A 17,978-nucleotide genomic window follows, 5' to 3' on the forward strand; every position below is an offset into this window, starting at 1 on the left:
ATTATTCCTCGCCCTGGCTGTGAGATGAAGGCATTGCGTGTTCATTCATTTCATGGTGCTTTTTGCTCATTTGCCCATGTTCGCTCATTGCTTGATGTTTTTTGTTCATATCGCCATGTGCCTGCATATACTTCATAACAATGGTATGAAATAGGCCGTCGTCGACCTTGCCATAATAGGCAACAGGATTGTTTTCACTGGCTTTTGCAAGTTCAACATAATTGGCATGCGTGAGGTTATTAGCATTGGCTTTAACGCTTGTTACCCACGTGTCAAAATCAGCTTGTGTTGGGGTGGCAATGGCATTGAACTTCATACCGGTAAAACCTGCGCCACTGTAATTAGCAGAAAAGCCTTTAAATGTGCCCGGCTCGTTTGCGATTAAATGAAGCTTGGTTTCCATGCCTGCCATAGAATAAATTTGACTACCTAGCTGAGGAATAAAAAACGAGTTCATTGTGCTTTCTGAAGTGATTTTGTATTCCACCGGCACATTTGCCGGAAATACCAATTCATTTACCGTTGCAATACCTTGCTCTGGGTAAATAAATAGCCACTTCCAGTTTAATGAAACCACCTCTACAGTGAGGTGCTCGCCTTTACCTTCAATAGGTTTATAGGGGTCTAAGTCTTGGGTAGACTGCCAGGTAATAACACCTAAAATAATAACGATAACAATAGGAACAGCCCAAACAACGGCTTCAATCTTATTTGAATGAGCCCATTTTGGTGCATAAATTTCATGATCTTGTGTGTCTCGGTATTTCCATGCGAAATACAAAGTCATCACAATAACGGGGATTACTACGAGCAGCATAAGGACAGTAGCAATGATGATTAAGTTTTTCTCATCAATACCTATTTGACCTTTTGGATCGAGTATCCCGCCTTTACAGCCTGACAACGCCAGCACCGTACTAGCTAAAGCAATATTACAAAGGTTACGAATTAACAAGGGAGTATCCTACAAACCTAGAGTTTTAATTTGCTGCTTTAAATAAAAATTAAGCAACGATTTTTCAATAAAAACCCAAGTTAACTAGAACTAAATTATAAAAATAAAGGGGACTGAACCCGCTGCAAGTGGATGCAAAAAATACCTAGCAACAAACCCAGCTTCTAAACGCATTTATATAACGTAATAAAAGTTAACTTGGGTGAGTGTTGGTTGGCTGACGTGATTAAAACACGCGGCTACATTGCTAATGCAAACTTTAATTATTTACAGCAAGAAAAAATAATTAAAACCAGCAACAAGTGAAGCCTTACAGACAACCTGTAAAGCTAGGTGGAGCACGACAACCATGTGCAGCGGACACAGGTTGGTGTACTTTTGCCTCGCGAAAAGCGAAAGCGGCTTTACGAAGGATAATTCCAGCACGACGCGCCGGAAAAATATGGAACAATAACCAGCAAAGGCCAATGAGTAACTGACTAGATATGATCGGATGAGCTAAAAATTGCGTAATGTGCAGCAAAACAGGCTCAACAATAGAGCCATTGCTAAACAACGCTTCAAGCTGAAAGGCATCCTCTAATGCACCACTTAGCAGCATTACCGTATTAAACACTAATAATGTTATAGCGACACACACGCCCTTGCCCGCTTTATTCAAGCGCTCACACGTGTGCGGTTTGCTAGAAGCAAAAGCCGTATTTGTATGATGCAAAGAAAGTGTGTTCAAAGACATTAACCTACTAAATGACTAATAACAAAATTAGAGTAATAAAGCGCGCAATGGAAAAATTAAAAAACATTGCTGCTGTAAGCCCTAAAACGAGGTGCTAAATACAATCAAACCGGCTAGCACACATTTACCTAGTGAGAATTGATCCGTATCAAACAAACTTTCAAAACTTACTGAAAGTTCGATGCTGAGTATAACAAAGACAGTTTTCGGTTCAACAAAAAATATAAAGTTTTGCGTTAAGCTTTCGCAGCTATTTTGTTAATAAAAAATAACATAATAAAAATAAAGACTTAGTTTATAAATATTTTATATTTAGGTAGGTTGAGGAGTAGAGATAAGGGGGATTAATGAAGTTAAAAATAAAGCCGCACAAACAAAAACAGCCCAAATTCAGTCACCACCGAACTTGAGCCGCCTTTCACACTGACAACATCTTCACACACATATAAAGATTCTTGGTTTACACTGCGTGGCAATTATAGGGAATAAAAACAACTCAAAACCGGTCACCACCGACCTTGAGTTGCCTTTCACACTGACAACATCTTCACACACAATATAAAGATTCTTGGTTTACACTGCGTGGCAATTGTAGGGAATAAAAACAACTCAAGCTAAGTCACCACCGAACTTGAGTTGCCTTTCACACTGACAACATCTTCACACACAATATAAAGATTCTTGGTTTACACTGCGCGGCAATTGTAGAGAATAAAAACAACTCAAAACCAGTCACCACCGACCTTGAGTTGCCTTTCACACTGACAACATCTTCACACACAATATAAAGATTCTTGGTTTACACTGCGTGGCAATTGTAGAGAATAAAAACAACTCAAAACCGGTCACCACCGACCTTGAGTTGCCTTTCACACTGACAACATCTTCACACACAATATAAAGATTCTTTTAAGCGAGGCTAACTTTATGCCTCAAACTTATGACTGGAGCCTTGCTCTGTGTCTATGGTTAAACTTTAGAGTGTTAGCTCCAATTTGACAAACGAGAAAAATAAACCTAATAGGTGAAAAAAACTAAACTATAGACCTTGGTCTAATACATTAAGGTTGTGTTTAATTAAAAGAAGATATGAGCACTAAATATACAGGTACAAAAAAAGCGCCATATGGCGCTTTTTGTCATTAAGCTACTGCTTAAATAATTTGGTTTTCTTTCCAAGCTTGCTCTTTAGCCATACGCTTTTTACGCTTATCACATGGATCGTCACAATCACAGGCTTTATCAATACCTACCGAGCCTAATCCACCGCAACTACTTGCCATAGATTTTCTTTGCACGATCATACCAACAGCCATAGCTATCACGATTAAAATTAATAAACCAAATGTAAGAAGAAAAAGTGACATTGCTTAGCCCCTATTGATCAGCAATAAATTATGCTCAAACACTGTTGAGCGACCGCTAAATTATACACCCAAAACCCACATAGATGCGAGAGAAGTCTATTTCAAAAAATCGGTTGTAATATGCGTTTAGCACGAATAAAGCTTTAGCTAAACGCCATTATATTACAAATAAGGTTTAAAAGCAGTGCTCGCGTAAGTCACAATGCCTTTGTCTGATTTAGCCATTAAGTACACAGGTAAATCGTGCTTTTCAGCGTATGCTTTAGCATCGTCCATTCCCATAACCGTTAATGCGGTTGCTAAGCCATCTGCGGTCATTGCACTAGGATGTAATACAGTAACCGACACTAAGTCATGTTTGATTGGCATGCCTGTTACTGGGTCAATTAAATGAGTGTAAGTTTCGCCATCCATTTTATAAAAAATACGGTAGTCACCTGATGTTGCAATGCCATTCGTACCGGGCGCTAATACACGGTGAACTTTTCGCTCGCCTGGTGGCGCATCTGGCTGCTCTATCGCGATTTTCCAATCTTGGTTATTTGGCTTTTCACCGCCAATGCGCAGCTCCCCACCTATTTCTACCATGTAGTTACTAATATTTTGGCTTTCAAGTAATTGCGCTACTTTATCAATGCCATACCCTTTCGCTGTGGCCGAAAACGACAGCTCTAAACCATCAACTGTTTTAGCAAGGCCCTGCTCAGTAAGATTAAGTTTATCTACACCAATTTTTTCAATCATTGCAGCAAGTGCTTCATCACTTGGGCGCTTAGTTGGTTTTTTATCAGGTCCAAAGCCCCATAAATCTATTAACGGGCCCATCGTAACATCGAGCGTTTTGGTCGACTTACCTAAACGAATCGATTCACTCACCACAGCCCTAAAGTCTTCACTAATTGGCATAACTTGGTTGGCGGGTAATTTATTAAATGTGTTAATTTCGGAATCGGGGATATACGTAGACATAGACTGATTAACCGCTTTCAATTGCGTATCTATTTGCTGCTGTAATTTAGTGGCATCAACGCTTTTATCGTCGGCAAAGTATTTAATATGATAGGTGGTGCCCATCGTTTTGCCTTCTAAAAATACCTCCTGAGGTGTTTTATCAGCCCCACAGCCAGAGATAAATAGCATTATAGTTAATAAAAAAATACTGATAGCGCCTTGAGAACTGCTTACTCTGTTCATTAAATTAGCCCATGTAAAATAAAATAAAAAAAGCCCCGTAGCACAAAGTGCGACGAGGCCCGTATTTTAACCAAAACTAAGCTGTTTTGATATGGGTGTTAGCCACCGAAGTCATCTAGTAAGATGTTTTCGTCTTCTACACCTAGGTCTTTAAGCATGCCGATAACAGCCGCGTTCATCATTGGAGGACCACACATGTAGAACTCACAATCTTCTGGCGCTTCATGATCTTTCAAGTAGTTTTCATAAAGTACGTTATGGATAAAGCCTGTGTAACCTTCCCAGTTATCTTCTGGTTGTGGGTCAGACAATGCGGTATGCCATACAAAGTTATCGTTTTCAGCTGCTAAGCCATCGAAATCTTCAACATAGAACATTTCACGCTCAGAACGTGCACCATACCAGAAACTAATCTTACGCTTAGAGTTTAAACGCTTAAGTTGGTCAAAGATATGTGAACGCATTGGTGCCATACCTGCACCACCACCTACGAATACCATTTCAGCGTCGGTGTCTTTAGCGAAGAACTCACCAAATGGACCTGAAATAGTTACCTTGTCGCCTGCTTTAAGTGACCAAATGTACGATGACATTTTACCACATGGTAGGCTCAGGTTTCTTGGCGGCGGCGTAGCAATACGCACGTTAAGCATGATAATGCCTTCTTCTTCTGGGTAGTTAGCCATTGAGTATGCACGAATTGTTTCGTCGTCTACTTTTGACTCCAGGTCGAAGAAACCAAAGTGATTCCAGTCGCCACGATACTCTTCAGGAATATCGAAATCTGCGTATTTAACATGGTGAGCAGGCGCTTCGATTTGGATGTAACCACCCGCACGGAAAGGCACTGATTCGCCATCTGGAATTTGTAGCTTAAGCTCTTTAATGAACGTTGCTTTGTTATCGTTAGAGATAACTTCACAATCCCATTTTTTAACACCGAAAATTGACTCTTCAAGTTCAATTTCCATGTCGTTTTTAACATTTACCTGACACGCTAAACGACAGCCTTCACGGGCTTCACCTTTAGAAATGTGATCAAGTTCTGTTGGTAAGATATCGCCACCACCTTCTTTAATGTGTACACGACACTGACCACAAGAGCCACCGCCACCACACGCAGATGATACGAAAATACCTGACTCAGATAGCGCGCCTAAAAGCTTGCTACCTGCTGATGTTTTAATGGCTTTGTCTGGATCGCCATTAATACCGATGATTATGTCACCGCTTGCAACTAACTTAGATTTAGCACCAATGATAACTAAAACTAGTAGTACAACGATAGCGATGAAAACACCAACGCCTAAGAAAATCTCATAACTCATGATTTATCCTCGCTACCTTTACAGTGAAATACCAGAGAATGACATAAAGCCAAGACCCATTAAACCAACAGTGATGAAGGTAATACCTAAACCACGTAGGCCATCTGGCACGTCTGAATATTTCATTTTCTCACGGATACCTGCAAGTAATGTAATTGCAAGCGCCCAACCAACACCAGCGCCAACACCATAAACAACAGACTCGCCGAAGTTATAGTTACGCTCAACCATGAATGATACCGCACCAAAAATCGCACAGTTAACTGTGATTAGTGGTAAGAAGATACCTAATGCGTTGTAAAGTGCAGGGAAAAACTTATCTAATGCCATTTCCAAAATTTGCACGAGTGCTGCAATAACACCAATGAACGTTAAGAAACGTAAAAAGCTAAGGTCTGCTTCAGGGTAACCAAGCCACTCTAATGCACCCGGTGCAAGTACGGCATGGTAAACCAAGTTATTTACTGGTACAGAAATACCCAGTACCACAATAACGGCTACACCTAGGCCAATTGATGTAGTTACTTTTTTAGATACTGCTAAGAAAGTACACATACCTAGGAAGAAAGCTAAAGCTAAGTTTTCAATAAAAACCGCTTTTACAAATAAACTAATATAATGTTCCACTGCTTGCCCCTTACGCTTTAGCTTCTACTTGGTCTTTCTTATAAGTACGAAGTACCCATATGAATAAACCAATGATGAAGAATGCACTCGGTGGTAAAATCAATAGACCCATAGGTTGATACCAACCACCATCTTGTACTAATGGGATAATATCAACACCGAATAGTGTTCCCTTACCAAATAGCTCACGAATGAAACCAACAGTAAGTAATACCACTGAGTAGCCTAAGCCATTACCAATACCATCTAAAAATGACATAAGTGGCGGCGACTTCATTGCGTACGCTTCAGCACGACCCATTACAATACAGTTAGTAATGATTAGGCCAACGAATACAGAAAGCTCTTTCGCCGTAGCGTAAGAGAATGCTTGTAATACTTGGTCTACAACAATTACTAGTGAAGCAATGATCGTCATCTGTACGATAATACGTACTGATGAAGGTATGTGGTTACGAATGCTTGAAATGAACAAGCTAGAAAACGCCGTTACTAATGTCAAAGCAATTGACATGATTAAGGCATTTTTTAAGCTAGACGTTACCGCCAGAGCAGAACAAATACCAAGTACTTGTAATGCGATTGGGTTGTTAGCTAAAACCGGACCAAATAGGACCGACTTCATTTCTTTAGTATCAGCCATTATTTCAACGCTCCTTCACGTACCTTCGCAAGGAAAGGACCAAAGCCGTTTTCACCAGTCCAAAAGTCAACTGTGTGATCAACACCATTAGAAGTTAGTGTAGCACCTGATAAACCATCAATTTGATGTTCGTTGCTAGCACCGCTTTTCATAATGTTAATAGGTAACTCTTTACCTTGCCATTTAGCTGTCCATTGTGGGTTTTGAATTTCGCCACCCAGGCCTGGTGTTTCGCTATGCTTGTAAAAGTTGATGTTTTTAACTGTTTCGCCATCGCTTTCAAGCGCTAAGAAACCATACATTACACCCCAAAGGCCGTAACCTTGGATAGGTAAAATGATTGCATCTGTAGAGCCATCTTCTTTTTTAGAGATGTAAACAGGTGAGTTTTTAGTCATACGCTGAATACCAGCGATGTCCTTAATCCCTTCTGCTTTAAGTGCAAAACTTCTTTGTTGGTCGAATTTCGATTTTTCGAAATCAAATGAGTTTGGATCAGCATCTTCAACAAATTCGCCAGTGTCCATATCAACAACACGTGCTTCGATTTTGCCATCGAATGTGTCAGATACAGAGTTTGCGATTTCAATATCAGCTGCTGCTAAGATATTACGTTGAATATCTTGAGTTTTATTAGCTTGCTGTAAAGGACGAAGCTGTACAGAAGCAAACGATACAATAATTGCACACACTAAACATAGTGCTACAACAACCGTTAACGTTTTGCCGATTGATTCGTTATTACTAGACATTACGTGCCAACCTCCGCTTGATATTAGCTTGCACTACAAAGTGATCGAACAGTGGAGCAAATAAGTTAGCAAATAAGATTGCTAGCATCATGCCTTCTGGGAAAGCAGGGTTTACTACACGGATCATAACAACCATAAAGCCAATAAGCGCGCCGTATGCGAACTTACCTTTATCGGTAAATGCAGCTGATACAGGGTCAGTAGCCATAAAGAACATACCAAACGCAAAACCACCCAGTACTAAATGCCAATGCCAAGGCATTGCAAATACAGGGTTGCTCTCAGAGCCAACCGCATTTAATAAGAATGCAGTTGCCACCATACCTAGGAATACACCTAGTACAATGCGCCAAGAAGCGATGCGAACGTAAATTAAGAATAAGCCACCAATAAGCACAGCAAGCGTAGATGTCTCACCTACAGAACCTTGAATGAAACCGTAAAACGCATTCCACCATAGCTCCATGTTGCTGTAATCAAGAGTGCCTACAAACGCTTGACCTAGCATAGTTGCACCAGAGAACGAGTCTACTGCAGTCCATACTGTGTCACCTGAAATTTGTGCAGGGTATGCGAAGAATAAGAACGCACGGCCCGCTAATGCAGGGTTTAAGAAGTTACGGCCTGTACCACCAAAGATTTCTTTAGCAATAACAACACCAAACGTAATACCTAACGCCACTTGCCATAAAGGAATAGTCGCAGGCAAAATAAGTGCAAATAATACAGAGGTTACGAAGAAACCTTCGTTAACTTCATGCTTACGCACAGAAGCAAATAGTACTTCCCAAAAACCACCTACTGCAAAAGTAACGGCGTATATTGGTAAGAAGAAACATGCCCCGTAGAACATTTTAGCGCCCCAGCCCGACTCAGCGGTTAATTCACCACCAAATAACTGGAACAAGCCAACCTGCCAAGAGTTTGCTAGTTCAAAACCTTGTGCTAAAGCACCTGCGGCCTGATGACCGATGTTGAACATACCAAAAAACATAGCTGGGAACGTCGCCATCCACACTAAAATCATCATGCGTTTTAGGTCGATATTATCGCGAACGTGAGTTGCGCCTTTATTTACATAACCTGGCGTGTAAAAAATAGTCGCGGCTGCTTCATACAGGGCGTACCATTTTTCGTGTTTACCACCTGGTTCAAAATGCGGCTCAATGTCTTCTAAAAATTTCTTTAAACCCATCTCTTAGCCTTCCTTCTCGATCGTTGTTAAGCAATCGCGTAGGATAGAACCATACTCGTATTTGCCCGGACAAACGAAGGTACATAACGCTAAATCTTCTTCATCAAGTTCAAGCGCACCTAATGAAATTGCACTGTCTAAGTCACGTGAAATTAAGTCACGTAATAATAGGGTTGGCAAAATATCTAGCGGCATTACGCGCTCGTAGCTACCAATTGGTACCATGGCACGTTTTGAACCACCTGTAGACGTTGTCATTTTAAATAAACGACTCGGTGCAAGGTGAGAAAGGAATGTACGCGTTACAGAGAATTTATCACTACCTGGTGCAATCCAACCAAACAGCTCTTTTTCGCGACCTTCAAGTAAAACAGATACTTGAACGTGGTAGCGGCCTAAGAATGCATGAGGACCTGAAGAAATAGCGCCAGATAAAACAGAACCAGAAATAACACGGTTATCACCGTCTTCTAATTCGCCTGCCACTAAATCATCTAATGAAGCACCTAGTTGTGTTTTCACTAAACGAGGGTTTTTAACGCGAGGACCTGCAAGCGAAATAACACGGTCTGTGTTGATTTCACCAGTAAGGAATAAGTGACCATACGCGATAACGTCTTGGTAACCAATATGCCAAACTTGTTTATTAACAGATACTGCATCAAGGTGATGAATATGAGTACCAACTAAGCCTGCTGGATGCACGCCACCGAACTCATGTACTTCTACTTGAGCGATAGACGAGCTAGGAACTTGACTGCCAGCTTGCTTACATACAAATACTTTGCCATCGGTCAAACGCGAAACAACAGCAAGACCCGCTTCAAATGCAGCTGCATTTTCGGCAATAATTACTGCAGGATCTGCAGCAAGAGGGTTTGTGTCGATAGCGGTTACAAATATAGAGCTAGGATTTGCATCCAACGCAGCTATTTTGCTAAATGGGCGAGCACGAAGTGCTGTCCATTGACCTGACTGAACAAGTACTTCTTTGGCTTTTTCACGCGATAAGCTTGCAAGCTCATCTGCATTGAAAGAGTCAAAGGTGATTTGCTCACTGCCGTTTACTTCAATAACAACAGATTGCAGCACACGTTTAGCACCACGATTAATTTCTTTTACTGTACCAGAAGCTGGTGCAGTAAATAGGACGCCTGGGTTCTTTTTGTCTTCAAAAAGTACCTGGCCTTTTTTGACTTGGTCATCCACACGAACATGCATGGTTGGACGCATACCGATAAACTCTTCACCTAGCACAGCTACACGTTTGATGGCAGAACCATCATGAATAACTTGCTGAGGCGCGCCCTCTATGGGTAAATCCAGACCTTTTTTTATGTTGATCATACGCACTTGCATTAATTAACGGAAAGAAACTGAAAAATCGTATCAACCACGTCGCCACTTGAGTTATCCAAGATATATCAAGGTACAAAAGAACAACTTGCTAGGAATATCAAACAAGCAACGCAGTAAAACTCCTCACATATTGCTTCGATTTTAACATCATTATGTACGACTATGCGAGTGTATTTATGAAAATTATACGACAGAAACACTTATTTAGTTTTGTTAAGTGTTTTAAATAAAAATCAAGGTAGACCAAAGTGGTAGCCTAAGCACCTAACTGCCACAAAATATCTAAAACACTAAAAGCAAAAAAGCCGCAATAAGCGACTTTTTATAATTACAAAGTATGATTAGTCAATCATGTTTGCAATTGGCTTCACTGCATCTACATCTTGCTCATAGTCAACAGCGTCAATGCCAAAACCAAATAAACGTAAAAATTCGTTATGGTAGCCTACATAATCGGTTAGCTCATCAATTGAGCTCGTATCTACTTTATCCCAAACAGCTTGCACACGTGCTTGTACATCGTCTTCTAGCTCTTTGTAGTTTTGGAATAAGTGGCCGCCCTCGTCAAAGCGTGGGTTTTCACCGTATAGGTTTTCGCTAAATAAAGCATGAATTTGCTCAATGGTGCCTTCATAAGTGCCATCGGCTTTCATTACTTTAAATAAAGCAGAGATATATAGCGGCATAATAGGAATGGCAGAGCTTGCCTGAGTAACAACAGCATTTAACGACGACACATAGGCTTGACCATTTAAATCTTTTGTCGATTCTTTAATTGCAGCAGTTGCTCGGTCTAAATCTTCTTTTGCTTTACCTATAGTTGCGTGCCCGTAGATTGGCCACGTTAACTCTTTACCTATATAAGTATAAGCCGTGGTTTTAAAGTTATCGGCTAGTACGTCTGCTTCTTTTAATGCATCAATCCACATTTCCCAATCTTCACCGCCCATCACTTTAATGGTGTTGTCGATGTCATCTTGGCTTGCGGCTTCTACTGTTACTTCGTCAATTTCGCGCTTTGACGTATTTAAGTTTTTTGTAGTTACAGCACTGCCAATAGGTTTAAGTGTAGATGAATACACCTCACCTGTATTTGGATCGGTACGACGAGGCGATGCTAAGCTGTAAATAATACAGTCTACTTTGCCTAAATCTGCTTTGATTGTCTCGATTGCTTTTTGCTTAATTTCGTTAGAAAACGCATCGCCATTAATATTTTTTGACCAAAGCCCAGCTTCATCTGCAGCGTCTTGAAATGCTGCTGTATTGTACCAACCAGCAGAACCTGTTTTACGCTCTGTACCTTCTTTTTCAAAGAAAATACCCAGTGTTTTAGCCCCACCGCCAAATGCCGCCGTAATACGAGACGCTAAGCCGTAACCAGTAGATGCCCCAATTACGAGTACATTTTTAGGCGCATCTTTTAATTCGCCTTGTTGTTTTACATAGTTAATTTGCTCTTGAACATGCTCTGCACATCCTACAGGGTGTGCGTTAGTACAAATAAATCCACGAATTTTAGGCTTAATGACCATTGATCATCCTATATCTTTTACAATAAAAATTAGCGCTAGTTTAAAGGCTAATACTAAAAACACTGATCTGATCAGTTAAACCTGATCAAATACCCCTATTATATTGGCTAACGTAAATTGTGGTTAATTTAGCTTTGAGCCGCCCATACAATTTGGAGAGTCAGGTGCTTCGCCACCCTGCTCTGAAAATTCATCTGGCGTGTACGTATGAATTGCTAAGGCATGAATGTGATTTGCTAGCTCATCTTTTAGTACTTCGTTAATTTGGCGGTGGCGCTGTAGTAATCGTTTACCCGCAAACTCTTCACTTACCACAATTACTTTAAAATGCGACTCAGTACCGGCGCTGTGCATATGGCTTTCGTTAATTACGTTTAAATGCTTACAGGCAATCGCGCTACTAAGCTTGTCTTGAATTTGTTGTTGCATTGACATTAAAACACCATATTTAGTCACTGATTTGTGCAGCTACTATAACAAGTTAATTTAACTAACTAAATTGCTTTTGTTTAATGTGCTCAATAAAGCGGTACGTCAAGCTGATCCGTGGGTGAGCAAGCGTAGTTTGTTTGGGGATTGCGTGCTGGTAGTCGCGCTGACTATGCCCACTCATCACTAAGCAACTACCGCTTTGTAATTTTAAGTCGGTGACTTTATTAGTGGCTTTTTGTTTTAATTTGAGTACGCGCTCAGCACCAAGTGATATACATACAATGGTAGGCTCAGGGCCTAGCTCTATTTCATCATCACTGTGCCAGCCCATGGTGTCGTTACCATCACGGTAATAATTAACTAATAACGAATTAAGCGGCTTATTTAAATGTCGCTCTAAACGTTTTCGCATTGCTAAAAGCACCTCATCCCACGGCTCTACTATTTGTTTACTGTGTGAGTAACCATATTCAATATTTAAGTCGCTCATAAAACATTGCAAACGTGGAATGGGCCCTGTTCTGCCATACACAGTGACATTAGGCTGCTGCCAATTAAGATTTTTTTGTAAATAATAAAATAAATCGAGGCTTTTTTGCGCACTAAGCGCCTTACTTTGATAAGAAAAGCCGTTTGGTAACTGTTGGGGGTTGGCGTTTTGCCGTTGCATGTTAGAATTTACCTACATTAGATTACTGATCAACAAACCATTATGACGACGCAAGCCCAGCTAGGCGATAAAACATTTACTCTTGAACGTTTCCCTTTGGATCAAAAAAACCGCAGTTTACAAGCGTGGGATTCGGCCGACGAGTACCTTATCAATTATGTTAACGAACATCACCCTGATTGTCGCTCATTACTAATTTTAAACGACGCGTTTGGTGCCCTTGCCTGTTATTTTAGTGAATTAACGGTTTGTTCAGTTAACGATTCTTATATTAGCCACCAAGCTGCAGCCTATAATTTAAAAGAAAATAAACTATCAACAGCCCAATTTACACAGTTAGATAGCTTATCTGCGCTGCCTGAAGAGGTTGATTTAGTACTTATAAAAATACCGCGTAACGTCGGGTTTTTACAGTTTCAATTAAGCGAGTTGAGTGAAGTACTTGCCCCTGGCACACCGGTTATTGCCGCGGGTAAAACAAAGGAAATTCATAACTCAACTATAAAAGCGTTTGAGCAATTTATTGGCGAGACCAAAACAAGCTTGGCCGTTAAAAAGTCGCGTTTAATATTAAGTACAGCTAAAGGCGGTTATAAAGAAGCTAACTTCCCGGTAAGTTGGCAGCTTGAAGGCACTGATTTTAATATAACGAACCATGCCAATGTGTTTTCGCGCGATTCGTTAGATATAGGTGCACGGTTCTTTTTTAATTACTTGCCGCAAACCTCAAAAGCAAAAAGTATTATCGACTTAGGTTGTGGTAATGGCGTGGTGGGTTTAATGACGTTATCACGCTGTCCAAATGCGTCGGTAACCTTTGTTGATGAGTCGTACATGGCGGTCGAATCTGCACGTTTAAATGTAGAACTTAACCAAGCAAATAAATTTGATGATTGCCAATTTATAGAAAATGATTGCTTAACCGGCTTTACAAGAGACAGTGTGGATATGGTGTTGTGTAACCCTCCATTTCACCAAGCCCAAGCTGTTACCGACCACATTGCGTGGCAAATGTTTAAACAAGCAAAAGATACATTAAAAGAAGGTGGCGAGCTGCGTATTATTGGTAATCGTCATTTAGATTATCACGATAAATTAAATCGTATGTTTGGTAACTGTAAGCTATTAGGTTCAAACAAAAAGTTTGTAGTGCTCAGCGCAACTAAAAATAGTGGGATGCTATAAAATGAAATTAACTAAATTTATTTTAGCCTGTTGCTCCATGCTGGTGTTTAGCGCATGCAGTAACCAGCCAAACCAAGTGATATTAAACCCGGTTTATAAAAGTGGCCAAATTAGCGTTATTTCAGCCAGTTTAAGTACCAGCGTTATTGATTTACGTGGTGATAGCGCAACCCTTAAGCTTGTTGAGTCGGACAAAACCAAAACCTTTGCCAGCCAAGATATTGTAACCTCTGTTAAAAGCGTATTAGATAGCGCGCTAAACCGTAACGGAGCAAGTATTTCTAACCTAGCAACAACCCGCTTTGAACTAGACATTCATGCCTTGCAAGCACAGGTGACTGAAAAGCTCATGAGCCATACCAGCGAAGCGCACATTGAGCTAGGCGTACGGGTCATTCGCTCTACCAGCAATTTTAGTAAAGTGTATCGTGGCAGTGCTAATTTAGAAGGGCCGCTGAGCCATGATCGCGCCAAAATTGAAGGTCAACTCAATAAGTTGACGGAACAAATTATAACCCGCATTGTATCGGACCCAGAATTAATTGAATTTTTAGAAGGTTAACAATGAAACGATTTTTAATCTGCTTAAGCCTACTATTTAGTGTAAGCACCTTTGCCGCGCAAGAAGGCCGTTTTGTTCAAAAAGACAATATTTTTCCGCGTGTAGAAATAGTCACGTCATTGGGTAGCATTGTGGTTGAGCTAGACCGCTCAAAAGCCCCTATTACGGTAAATAACTTTTTAACCTACGTAATGGATAAAAGTTACCAAGGCAGTATATTCCACCGTGTAGAACGTGATGTTGAAAACGACCGTGACTTTGTAATACAAGGTGGTGGCTACGATAAAGACCTTGATGGCTTACACGAAAACGACCCTATATTTAACGAAAGTGGCAATGGTTTAAAAAATGATATGTACAGCATCGCTATGGCGTATCAAGACCGTGAACCGCATTCAGGAACTCGCCAGTTCTTTTTTAATATGGATGATAACGATCATTTAAACCCAGGTAGAGATTGGGGCTTCGCCGTGTTTGGCAATGTAATGGACGGTTACGACACTCTAGATAAAATTATGGCTGTAGAAACCGGCTTTAATGAAAAAATTGGCTACGACTTTGTACCAAAAACGCCCGTTGTTATTTTAAATATTAAAGTACTTGAGCAAACCCCATTATAAATCACTGAGGTGCAACTAAGTTGCACCCAACGCCAATGAAGGCCCTATGAGCAAAACCCTCTCAGTAAGCGAATATTTCTCGTATTTTAAAGATAAACGTTTAATCAATATTTTTATATTTGGTATGAGCAGTGGTTTTCCATGGGTACTGATTGGCTCTGTGATGTCGGCTTGGCTAAAAGACGAAGGCCTAAGCCGCAGTATGATTGGCTTATTTGGTATTGTATTTGGCGCATATAGCATTAACTTTATGTGGTCGCCGCTTATTGATAGAACCAAACTGCCGTTATTGTACAAATGGTTTGGGCAACGTCGCAGCTGGATTTTATTTTGCCAAAGCTTTATGTTTATTGGCACCCTGCTTTTAGCGGGGCTTGATTTAAAAGCAAACTTAGCGATTGCCGCCGGCTTATGTTTACTCATCGCAGTCGCCTCTGCCACACAAGACATAGCAATTGATGCTTTTAGAATAGACACGTTAAGCGAAAACGAATCTCATAAAGCCACTGCAGCTGCTGCTATGGCCACATCGGGTTGGTGGACAGGTTACGCATTACTGGGCGCTATTCCTTTTTACATGGCCGATATCCCCTCTTTAGATTGGCCACAAGTGTATTACTTTTTAGCCGCTGTTATGTTGATACTAATGAGCGGCGTGTTGTTTGCCAAAGAGCCTAAATCAAACCGAGAAGCTGTTCACGCAGAGCTTGAGCGCGTATACCTTGAAAAACTAGCCAGCATTAAGAAAACGCCCTTTACTAAAGTGATTGCTTGGCTTGGCGTTACAGTGGTTGATCCCTTTAAAACCTTTTTTGCTAAAAATGGGGTTAAAACAGCCCTTGCCTTATTAGCATTTATTTTCTTATTTAAAATAGGCGAAGCTTTTTTAGGGCGTATGTCGATTGTTTTTTATAAAGAAATAGGCTTTAGCAACAGCGACATAGCTACTTTTTCAAAAGTAGGCACTGCAGTACTCACCATTGCTTTTACCTTTGTGGGCAGCTTGTTCAATCAAAAGTACGGCATTGTAAAAGGGCTATTTATAAGTGGTGTTGCTATGGCGGTGTCTAATTTAGCATTTTCGGCTATTGCGCTGGTTGGCCCTAATTTGGGCTTATACGCTTTTGCTATTGTAATTGACGGCTTTACTCAGGCTTGGTCGTTAGTGGCTATGGTGGCATTTATATCGATGTTATGTGACCGAGCATTTAGTGCAACACATTATGCATTACTGGCTTCGCTTGGGAATTTAGGGCGTACATTGCTTTCAAGTTACAGTGGTGTGGTTATTGATGATTGGCTAATGGGAAATTGGGCATTATTTTTTGTGTTAACGGCACTAATGGTAATACCTTCGCTGGTGTTTTTATATTTGATTAGGCATAAGCTCTATCAGTTAGAGCAAAATTACCATAAAAATATGTAATGCATCCCTGCATTAACGTGATTTGCTTAGGCCGTTCAAGTGCCCCTTATAACACCCTAAGCAAAACAATATTAATCCGCTTTAATTAAGCCTAGCGCTTCATGCGGATCAACTTCAAGTGCATTACAGTAGCGTACAAACTCAATAACATCTAAGCGGCGTTCTTGATTTTCAATCTTACCGATAAATGAGTGAGGTGTTCCTAGCACTTGTGCCAGGCTACGCATTGTATGACCCTTTTCATGGCGTTTTGTTTTAAGCCATTTAGTTAGCTTTTCGTTTTCTTCAGAAGAAACAGTCTTGCCCATCATTTTACATCTCCTACTAGATGATATGACATACCCGTCAAAGCAGTAGTCACACAATGATTGGAGGCATATAAGCAGATACCCACTACATTATTCAATAGCAAGCTATTGCTTAAATAAGCAAAGGTATTGCTACTTATTCAACCTACCAATCTATTCAGTGCTAACCCGCAAAAATAGGATATAGGTTTATTTTTATTAAGAGTGAAATTTTGCCCGTCTCACTCTTGGATACATTATATACTATTAACAGTTCGGTTAAATAATTAATTACATAGTTTGCATAAACTTACCCAACCACTAACCTTTACTTATGCTGAATATTTAAGTTAACGTACCAAAAATATTAGGTTTTTTCCTAAAAAATTAATTGTAAGATAAAAGCACTTTGTTACAAATTAACGTGCGAATATCCTTGCTGTATTGATGTTTAAACAACAGTAAGGGTAAAAAAGTTCCCATAAATAACGTTTTTCCCTAAGTAAGGGACTAAAGAGGAAGTATGTTTAGAGTCTTATTTTTGTTGCCTATTTTACTATGCTTTTTATGGTTTTTGTTTTTACGTCACTACGGAGTACCCATTAAACAAGGTAAAAAAGGCTTTTTATACATACTTGCCTTTTCTGCTTTTGTATTAGGCTTTTTTGTATTAATAATGCAGCTTACCCATTACAGCCCAATTGAATTTTAGGCATTAAAAAAGCCGCTAACGCGGCTTTAATAGCTAAGCGTAAATTGCTTAAACGCTAAAACTTGCACCACACCCACAGGTAGTCGTTGCATTAGGATTAGATACAAAAAAGCGTGCACCTTCTAACCCTTCTGTGTAATCCACTTCGCCATCAACTAAGTACTGAATACTCATTGGGTCAATAACCAGGGTTACACCATTTTTAACTATTTCTAAATCGCCAGGATTTGCTTTTTCATCAAAAGTAAAACCATATTGAAAACCAGAACAACCACCACCTGTTACGTAAACACGCAGTTTTAAATCTGGATTTTCTTCTTCGTCGATTAACTGTTTAACACGAACAGCAGCTGCATCGCTGAACTTTATTGGTAATTCTTCAGACATTTTAAA

20 protein-coding genes are annotated in these 17,978 nt (G+C 40.2%); 5 read left to right on the forward strand and 15 right to left on the reverse strand.

Features of this window, described 5'->3' with window-relative positions; genetic code table 11:
• Nucleotide 1: 1 nt before the first annotated feature.
• From cyoA to PSI06_RS03250, 13 genes are all read right to left on the reverse strand, one after another.
• Entirely contained in the window at nucleotides 2-955 is a 954-nt protein-coding gene (gene cyoA, locus PSI06_RS03190; RefSeq protein WP_054983207.1) for a ubiquinol oxidase subunit II, read from the reverse strand.
• A gap of 310 nt (nucleotides 956-1,265) precedes the next feature.
• Complete coding sequence (locus PSI06_RS03195) at nucleotides 1,266-1,685, reverse strand: hypothetical protein (protein ID WP_004587448.1); 420 nt, start codon at nucleotides 1,683-1,685, stop codon at nucleotides 1,266-1,268.
• 1,160 nt (nucleotides 1,686-2,845) lie between these two features.
• Entirely contained in the window at nucleotides 2,846-3,058 is a 213-nt protein-coding gene (gene nqrM / locus PSI06_RS03200) for a (Na+)-NQR maturation NqrM (RefSeq protein WP_004587136.1), read from the reverse strand.
• Nucleotides 3,059-3,220: 162 nt separating this feature from the next.
• On the reverse strand, nucleotides 3,221-4,252 hold the full coding sequence (locus PSI06_RS03205; RefSeq protein WP_096042110.1) for an FAD:protein FMN transferase: 1,032 nt from the start codon (nucleotides 4,250-4,252) through the stop codon (nucleotides 3,221-3,223).
• Nucleotides 4,253-4,350: 98 nt separating this feature from the next.
• Nucleotides 4,351-5,580, reverse strand: coding sequence for an NADH:ubiquinone reductase (Na(+)-transporting) subunit F (gene nqrF / locus PSI06_RS03210; protein WP_004587138.1), 1,230 nt, complete (start codon nucleotides 5,578-5,580; stop codon nucleotides 4,351-4,353).
• 18 nt (nucleotides 5,581-5,598) lie between these two features.
• Complete coding sequence (gene nqrE / locus PSI06_RS03215) at nucleotides 5,599-6,207, reverse strand: NADH:ubiquinone reductase (Na(+)-transporting) subunit E (protein ID WP_004587139.1); 609 nt, start codon at nucleotides 6,205-6,207, stop codon at nucleotides 5,599-5,601.
• Between the two features lie 10 nt (nucleotides 6,208-6,217).
• Nucleotides 6,218-6,850: an NADH:ubiquinone reductase (Na(+)-transporting) subunit D gene (locus PSI06_RS03220; protein ID WP_004587140.1), complete on the reverse strand. Its 633-nt coding sequence runs from the start codon at nucleotides 6,848-6,850 to the stop codon at nucleotides 6,218-6,220.
• Nucleotides 6,850-7,602, reverse strand: a complete 753-nt coding sequence (locus PSI06_RS03225) for a Na(+)-translocating NADH-quinone reductase subunit C (protein ID WP_004587141.1) — start codon at nucleotides 7,600-7,602, stop codon at nucleotides 6,850-6,852. Before PSI06_RS03225 ends, PSI06_RS03220 begins: the two co-directional genes overlap by 1 nt.
• Nucleotides 7,595-8,797 (reverse strand): NADH:ubiquinone reductase (Na(+)-transporting) subunit B, encoded by a 1,203-nt coding sequence (locus PSI06_RS03230; RefSeq protein ID WP_004587142.1) that lies wholly within the window; start codon nucleotides 8,795-8,797, stop codon nucleotides 7,595-7,597. The genes PSI06_RS03225 and PSI06_RS03230 overlap by 8 nt, the downstream gene beginning before the upstream one ends.
• Before the next feature lie 3 nt (nucleotides 8,798-8,800).
• Complete coding sequence (locus PSI06_RS03235; RefSeq protein WP_004587143.1) at nucleotides 8,801-10,144, reverse strand: Na(+)-translocating NADH-quinone reductase subunit A; 1,344 nt, start codon at nucleotides 10,142-10,144, stop codon at nucleotides 8,801-8,803.
• A 353-nt stretch (nucleotides 10,145-10,497) separates the two neighbouring features.
• On the reverse strand, nucleotides 10,498-11,691 hold the full coding sequence (gene fabV / locus PSI06_RS03240; protein ID WP_024034299.1) for an enoyl-ACP reductase FabV: 1,194 nt from the start codon (nucleotides 11,689-11,691) through the stop codon (nucleotides 10,498-10,500).
• A 123-nt stretch (nucleotides 11,692-11,814) separates the two neighbouring features.
• The gene (locus PSI06_RS03245; protein WP_004587145.1) at nucleotides 11,815-12,126 is read right to left on the reverse strand and encodes a BolA family protein; all 312 of its coding nucleotides are present in this window, start codon (nucleotides 12,124-12,126) and stop codon (nucleotides 11,815-11,817) included.
• Between the two features lie 55 nt (nucleotides 12,127-12,181).
• Nucleotides 12,182-12,793 carry an alpha-ketoglutarate-dependent dioxygenase AlkB family protein gene (locus PSI06_RS03250; protein WP_004587146.1) on the reverse strand — a complete coding sequence of 204 codons (612 nt, stop codon included), beginning with the start codon at nucleotides 12,791-12,793 and terminating at the stop codon, nucleotides 12,182-12,184.
• Nucleotides 12,794-12,835: 42 nt separating this feature from the next.
• Here PSI06_RS03250 and PSI06_RS03255 point away from each other — a divergent pair, with 42 nt between their 5' ends.
• Genes PSI06_RS03255 through PSI06_RS03270 form a run of 4 tightly spaced genes read left to right on the forward strand, consistent with a single transcriptional unit; the run spans nucleotide 12,836 to nucleotide 16,586 of the window.
• Complete coding sequence (locus PSI06_RS03255; protein WP_273602869.1) at nucleotides 12,836-13,978, forward strand: methyltransferase; 1,143 nt, start codon at nucleotides 12,836-12,838, stop codon at nucleotides 13,976-13,978.
• Between the two features lies 1 nt (nucleotide 13,979).
• A complete protein-coding gene (locus PSI06_RS03260; RefSeq protein WP_096042114.1) occupies nucleotides 13,980-14,540 on the forward strand; it encodes a YajG family lipoprotein in 561 nt (186 codons plus the stop codon).
• A 2-nt stretch (nucleotides 14,541-14,542) separates the two neighbouring features.
• Nucleotides 14,543-15,160, forward strand: coding sequence for a peptidylprolyl isomerase (locus PSI06_RS03265; RefSeq protein ID WP_004587149.1), 618 nt, complete (start codon nucleotides 14,543-14,545; stop codon nucleotides 15,158-15,160).
• A 46-nt stretch (nucleotides 15,161-15,206) separates the two neighbouring features.
• Complete coding sequence (locus PSI06_RS03270; RefSeq protein WP_273602868.1) at nucleotides 15,207-16,586, forward strand: AmpG family muropeptide MFS transporter; 1,380 nt, start codon at nucleotides 15,207-15,209, stop codon at nucleotides 16,584-16,586.
• Nucleotides 16,587-16,657: 71 nt separating this feature from the next.
• Here the strand turns inward: PSI06_RS03270 and PSI06_RS03275 are convergent, their stop codons facing one another.
• Nucleotides 16,658-16,897, reverse strand: a complete 240-nt coding sequence (locus PSI06_RS03275; protein WP_004587151.1) for a helix-turn-helix domain-containing protein — start codon at nucleotides 16,895-16,897, stop codon at nucleotides 16,658-16,660.
• 499 nt (nucleotides 16,898-17,396) lie between these two features.
• On the opposite strand from PSI06_RS03275, the gene PSI06_RS03280 reads away from it, so the two are divergent.
• Entirely contained in the window at nucleotides 17,397-17,585 is a 189-nt protein-coding gene (locus PSI06_RS03280) for a hypothetical protein (RefSeq protein WP_273602867.1), read from the forward strand.
• 48 nt (nucleotides 17,586-17,633) lie between these two features.
• On the opposite strand, the gene erpA is transcribed toward PSI06_RS03280, so the two are convergent.
• A complete protein-coding gene (gene erpA / locus PSI06_RS03285) occupies nucleotides 17,634-17,972 on the reverse strand; it encodes an iron-sulfur cluster insertion protein ErpA (protein ID WP_002958911.1) in 339 nt (112 codons plus the stop codon).
• Nucleotides 17,973-17,978: the final 6 nt, after the last annotated feature.

This window comes from Pseudoalteromonas sp. GABNS16E (assembly GCF_028598715.1).
In the GTDB taxonomy this organism is placed as follows: domain Bacteria; phylum Pseudomonadota; class Gammaproteobacteria; order Enterobacterales; family Alteromonadaceae; genus Pseudoalteromonas; species Pseudoalteromonas atlantica.

Excerpts from the sequence above, each read along its gene's own strand:
- PSI06_RS03230 (WP_004587142.1), bottom strand. The coding sequence starts at position 8,797 with ATGGGTTTAAAGAAATTTTTAGAAGACATTGAGCCGCATTTTGAACCA.
- PSI06_RS03260 (WP_096042114.1), top strand. The coding sequence starts at position 13,980 with ATGAAATTAACTAAATTTATTTTAGCCTGTTGCTCCATGCTGGTGTTT.
- PSI06_RS03220 (WP_004587140.1), bottom strand. The coding sequence starts at position 6,850 with ATGGCTGATACTAAAGAAATGAAGTCGGTCCTATTTGGTCCGGTTTTA.
- PSI06_RS03245 (WP_004587145.1), bottom strand. The coding sequence starts at position 12,126 with ATGTCAATGCAACAACAAATTCAAGACAAGCTTAGTAGCGCGATTGCC.
- PSI06_RS03280 (WP_273602867.1), top strand. The coding sequence starts at position 17,397 with ATGTTTAGAGTCTTATTTTTGTTGCCTATTTTACTATGCTTTTTATGG.
- nqrM (WP_004587136.1), bottom strand. The coding sequence starts at position 3,058 with ATGTCACTTTTTCTTCTTACATTTGGTTTATTAATTTTAATCGTGATA.
- fabV (WP_024034299.1), bottom strand. The coding sequence starts at position 11,691 with ATGGTCATTAAGCCTAAAATTCGTGGATTTATTTGTACTAACGCACAC.
- nqrF (WP_004587138.1), bottom strand. The coding sequence starts at position 5,580 with ATGAGTTATGAGATTTTCTTAGGCGTTGGTGTTTTCATCGCTATCGTT.
- PSI06_RS03205 (WP_096042110.1), bottom strand. The coding sequence starts at position 4,252 with ATGAACAGAGTAAGCAGTTCTCAAGGCGCTATCAGTATTTTTTTATTA.
- PSI06_RS03270 (WP_273602868.1), top strand. The coding sequence starts at position 15,207 with ATGAGCAAAACCCTCTCAGTAAGCGAATATTTCTCGTATTTTAAAGAT.
- PSI06_RS03250 (WP_004587146.1), bottom strand. The coding sequence starts at position 12,793 with ATGCAACGGCAAAACGCCAACCCCCAACAGTTACCAAACGGCTTTTCT.
- PSI06_RS03265 (WP_004587149.1), top strand. The coding sequence starts at position 14,543 with ATGAAACGATTTTTAATCTGCTTAAGCCTACTATTTAGTGTAAGCACC.
- PSI06_RS03255 (WP_273602869.1), top strand. The coding sequence starts at position 12,836 with ATGACGACGCAAGCCCAGCTAGGCGATAAAACATTTACTCTTGAACGT.
- PSI06_RS03275 (WP_004587151.1), bottom strand. The coding sequence starts at position 16,897 with ATGATGGGCAAGACTGTTTCTTCTGAAGAAAACGAAAAGCTAACTAAA.
- erpA (WP_002958911.1), bottom strand. The coding sequence starts at position 17,972 with ATGTCTGAAGAATTACCAATAAAGTTCAGCGATGCAGCTGCTGTTCGT.
- PSI06_RS03235 (WP_004587143.1), bottom strand. The coding sequence starts at position 10,144 with ATGATCAACATAAAAAAAGGTCTGGATTTACCCATAGAGGGCGCGCCT.
- PSI06_RS03225 (WP_004587141.1), bottom strand. The coding sequence starts at position 7,602 with ATGTCTAGTAATAACGAATCAATCGGCAAAACGTTAACGGTTGTTGTA.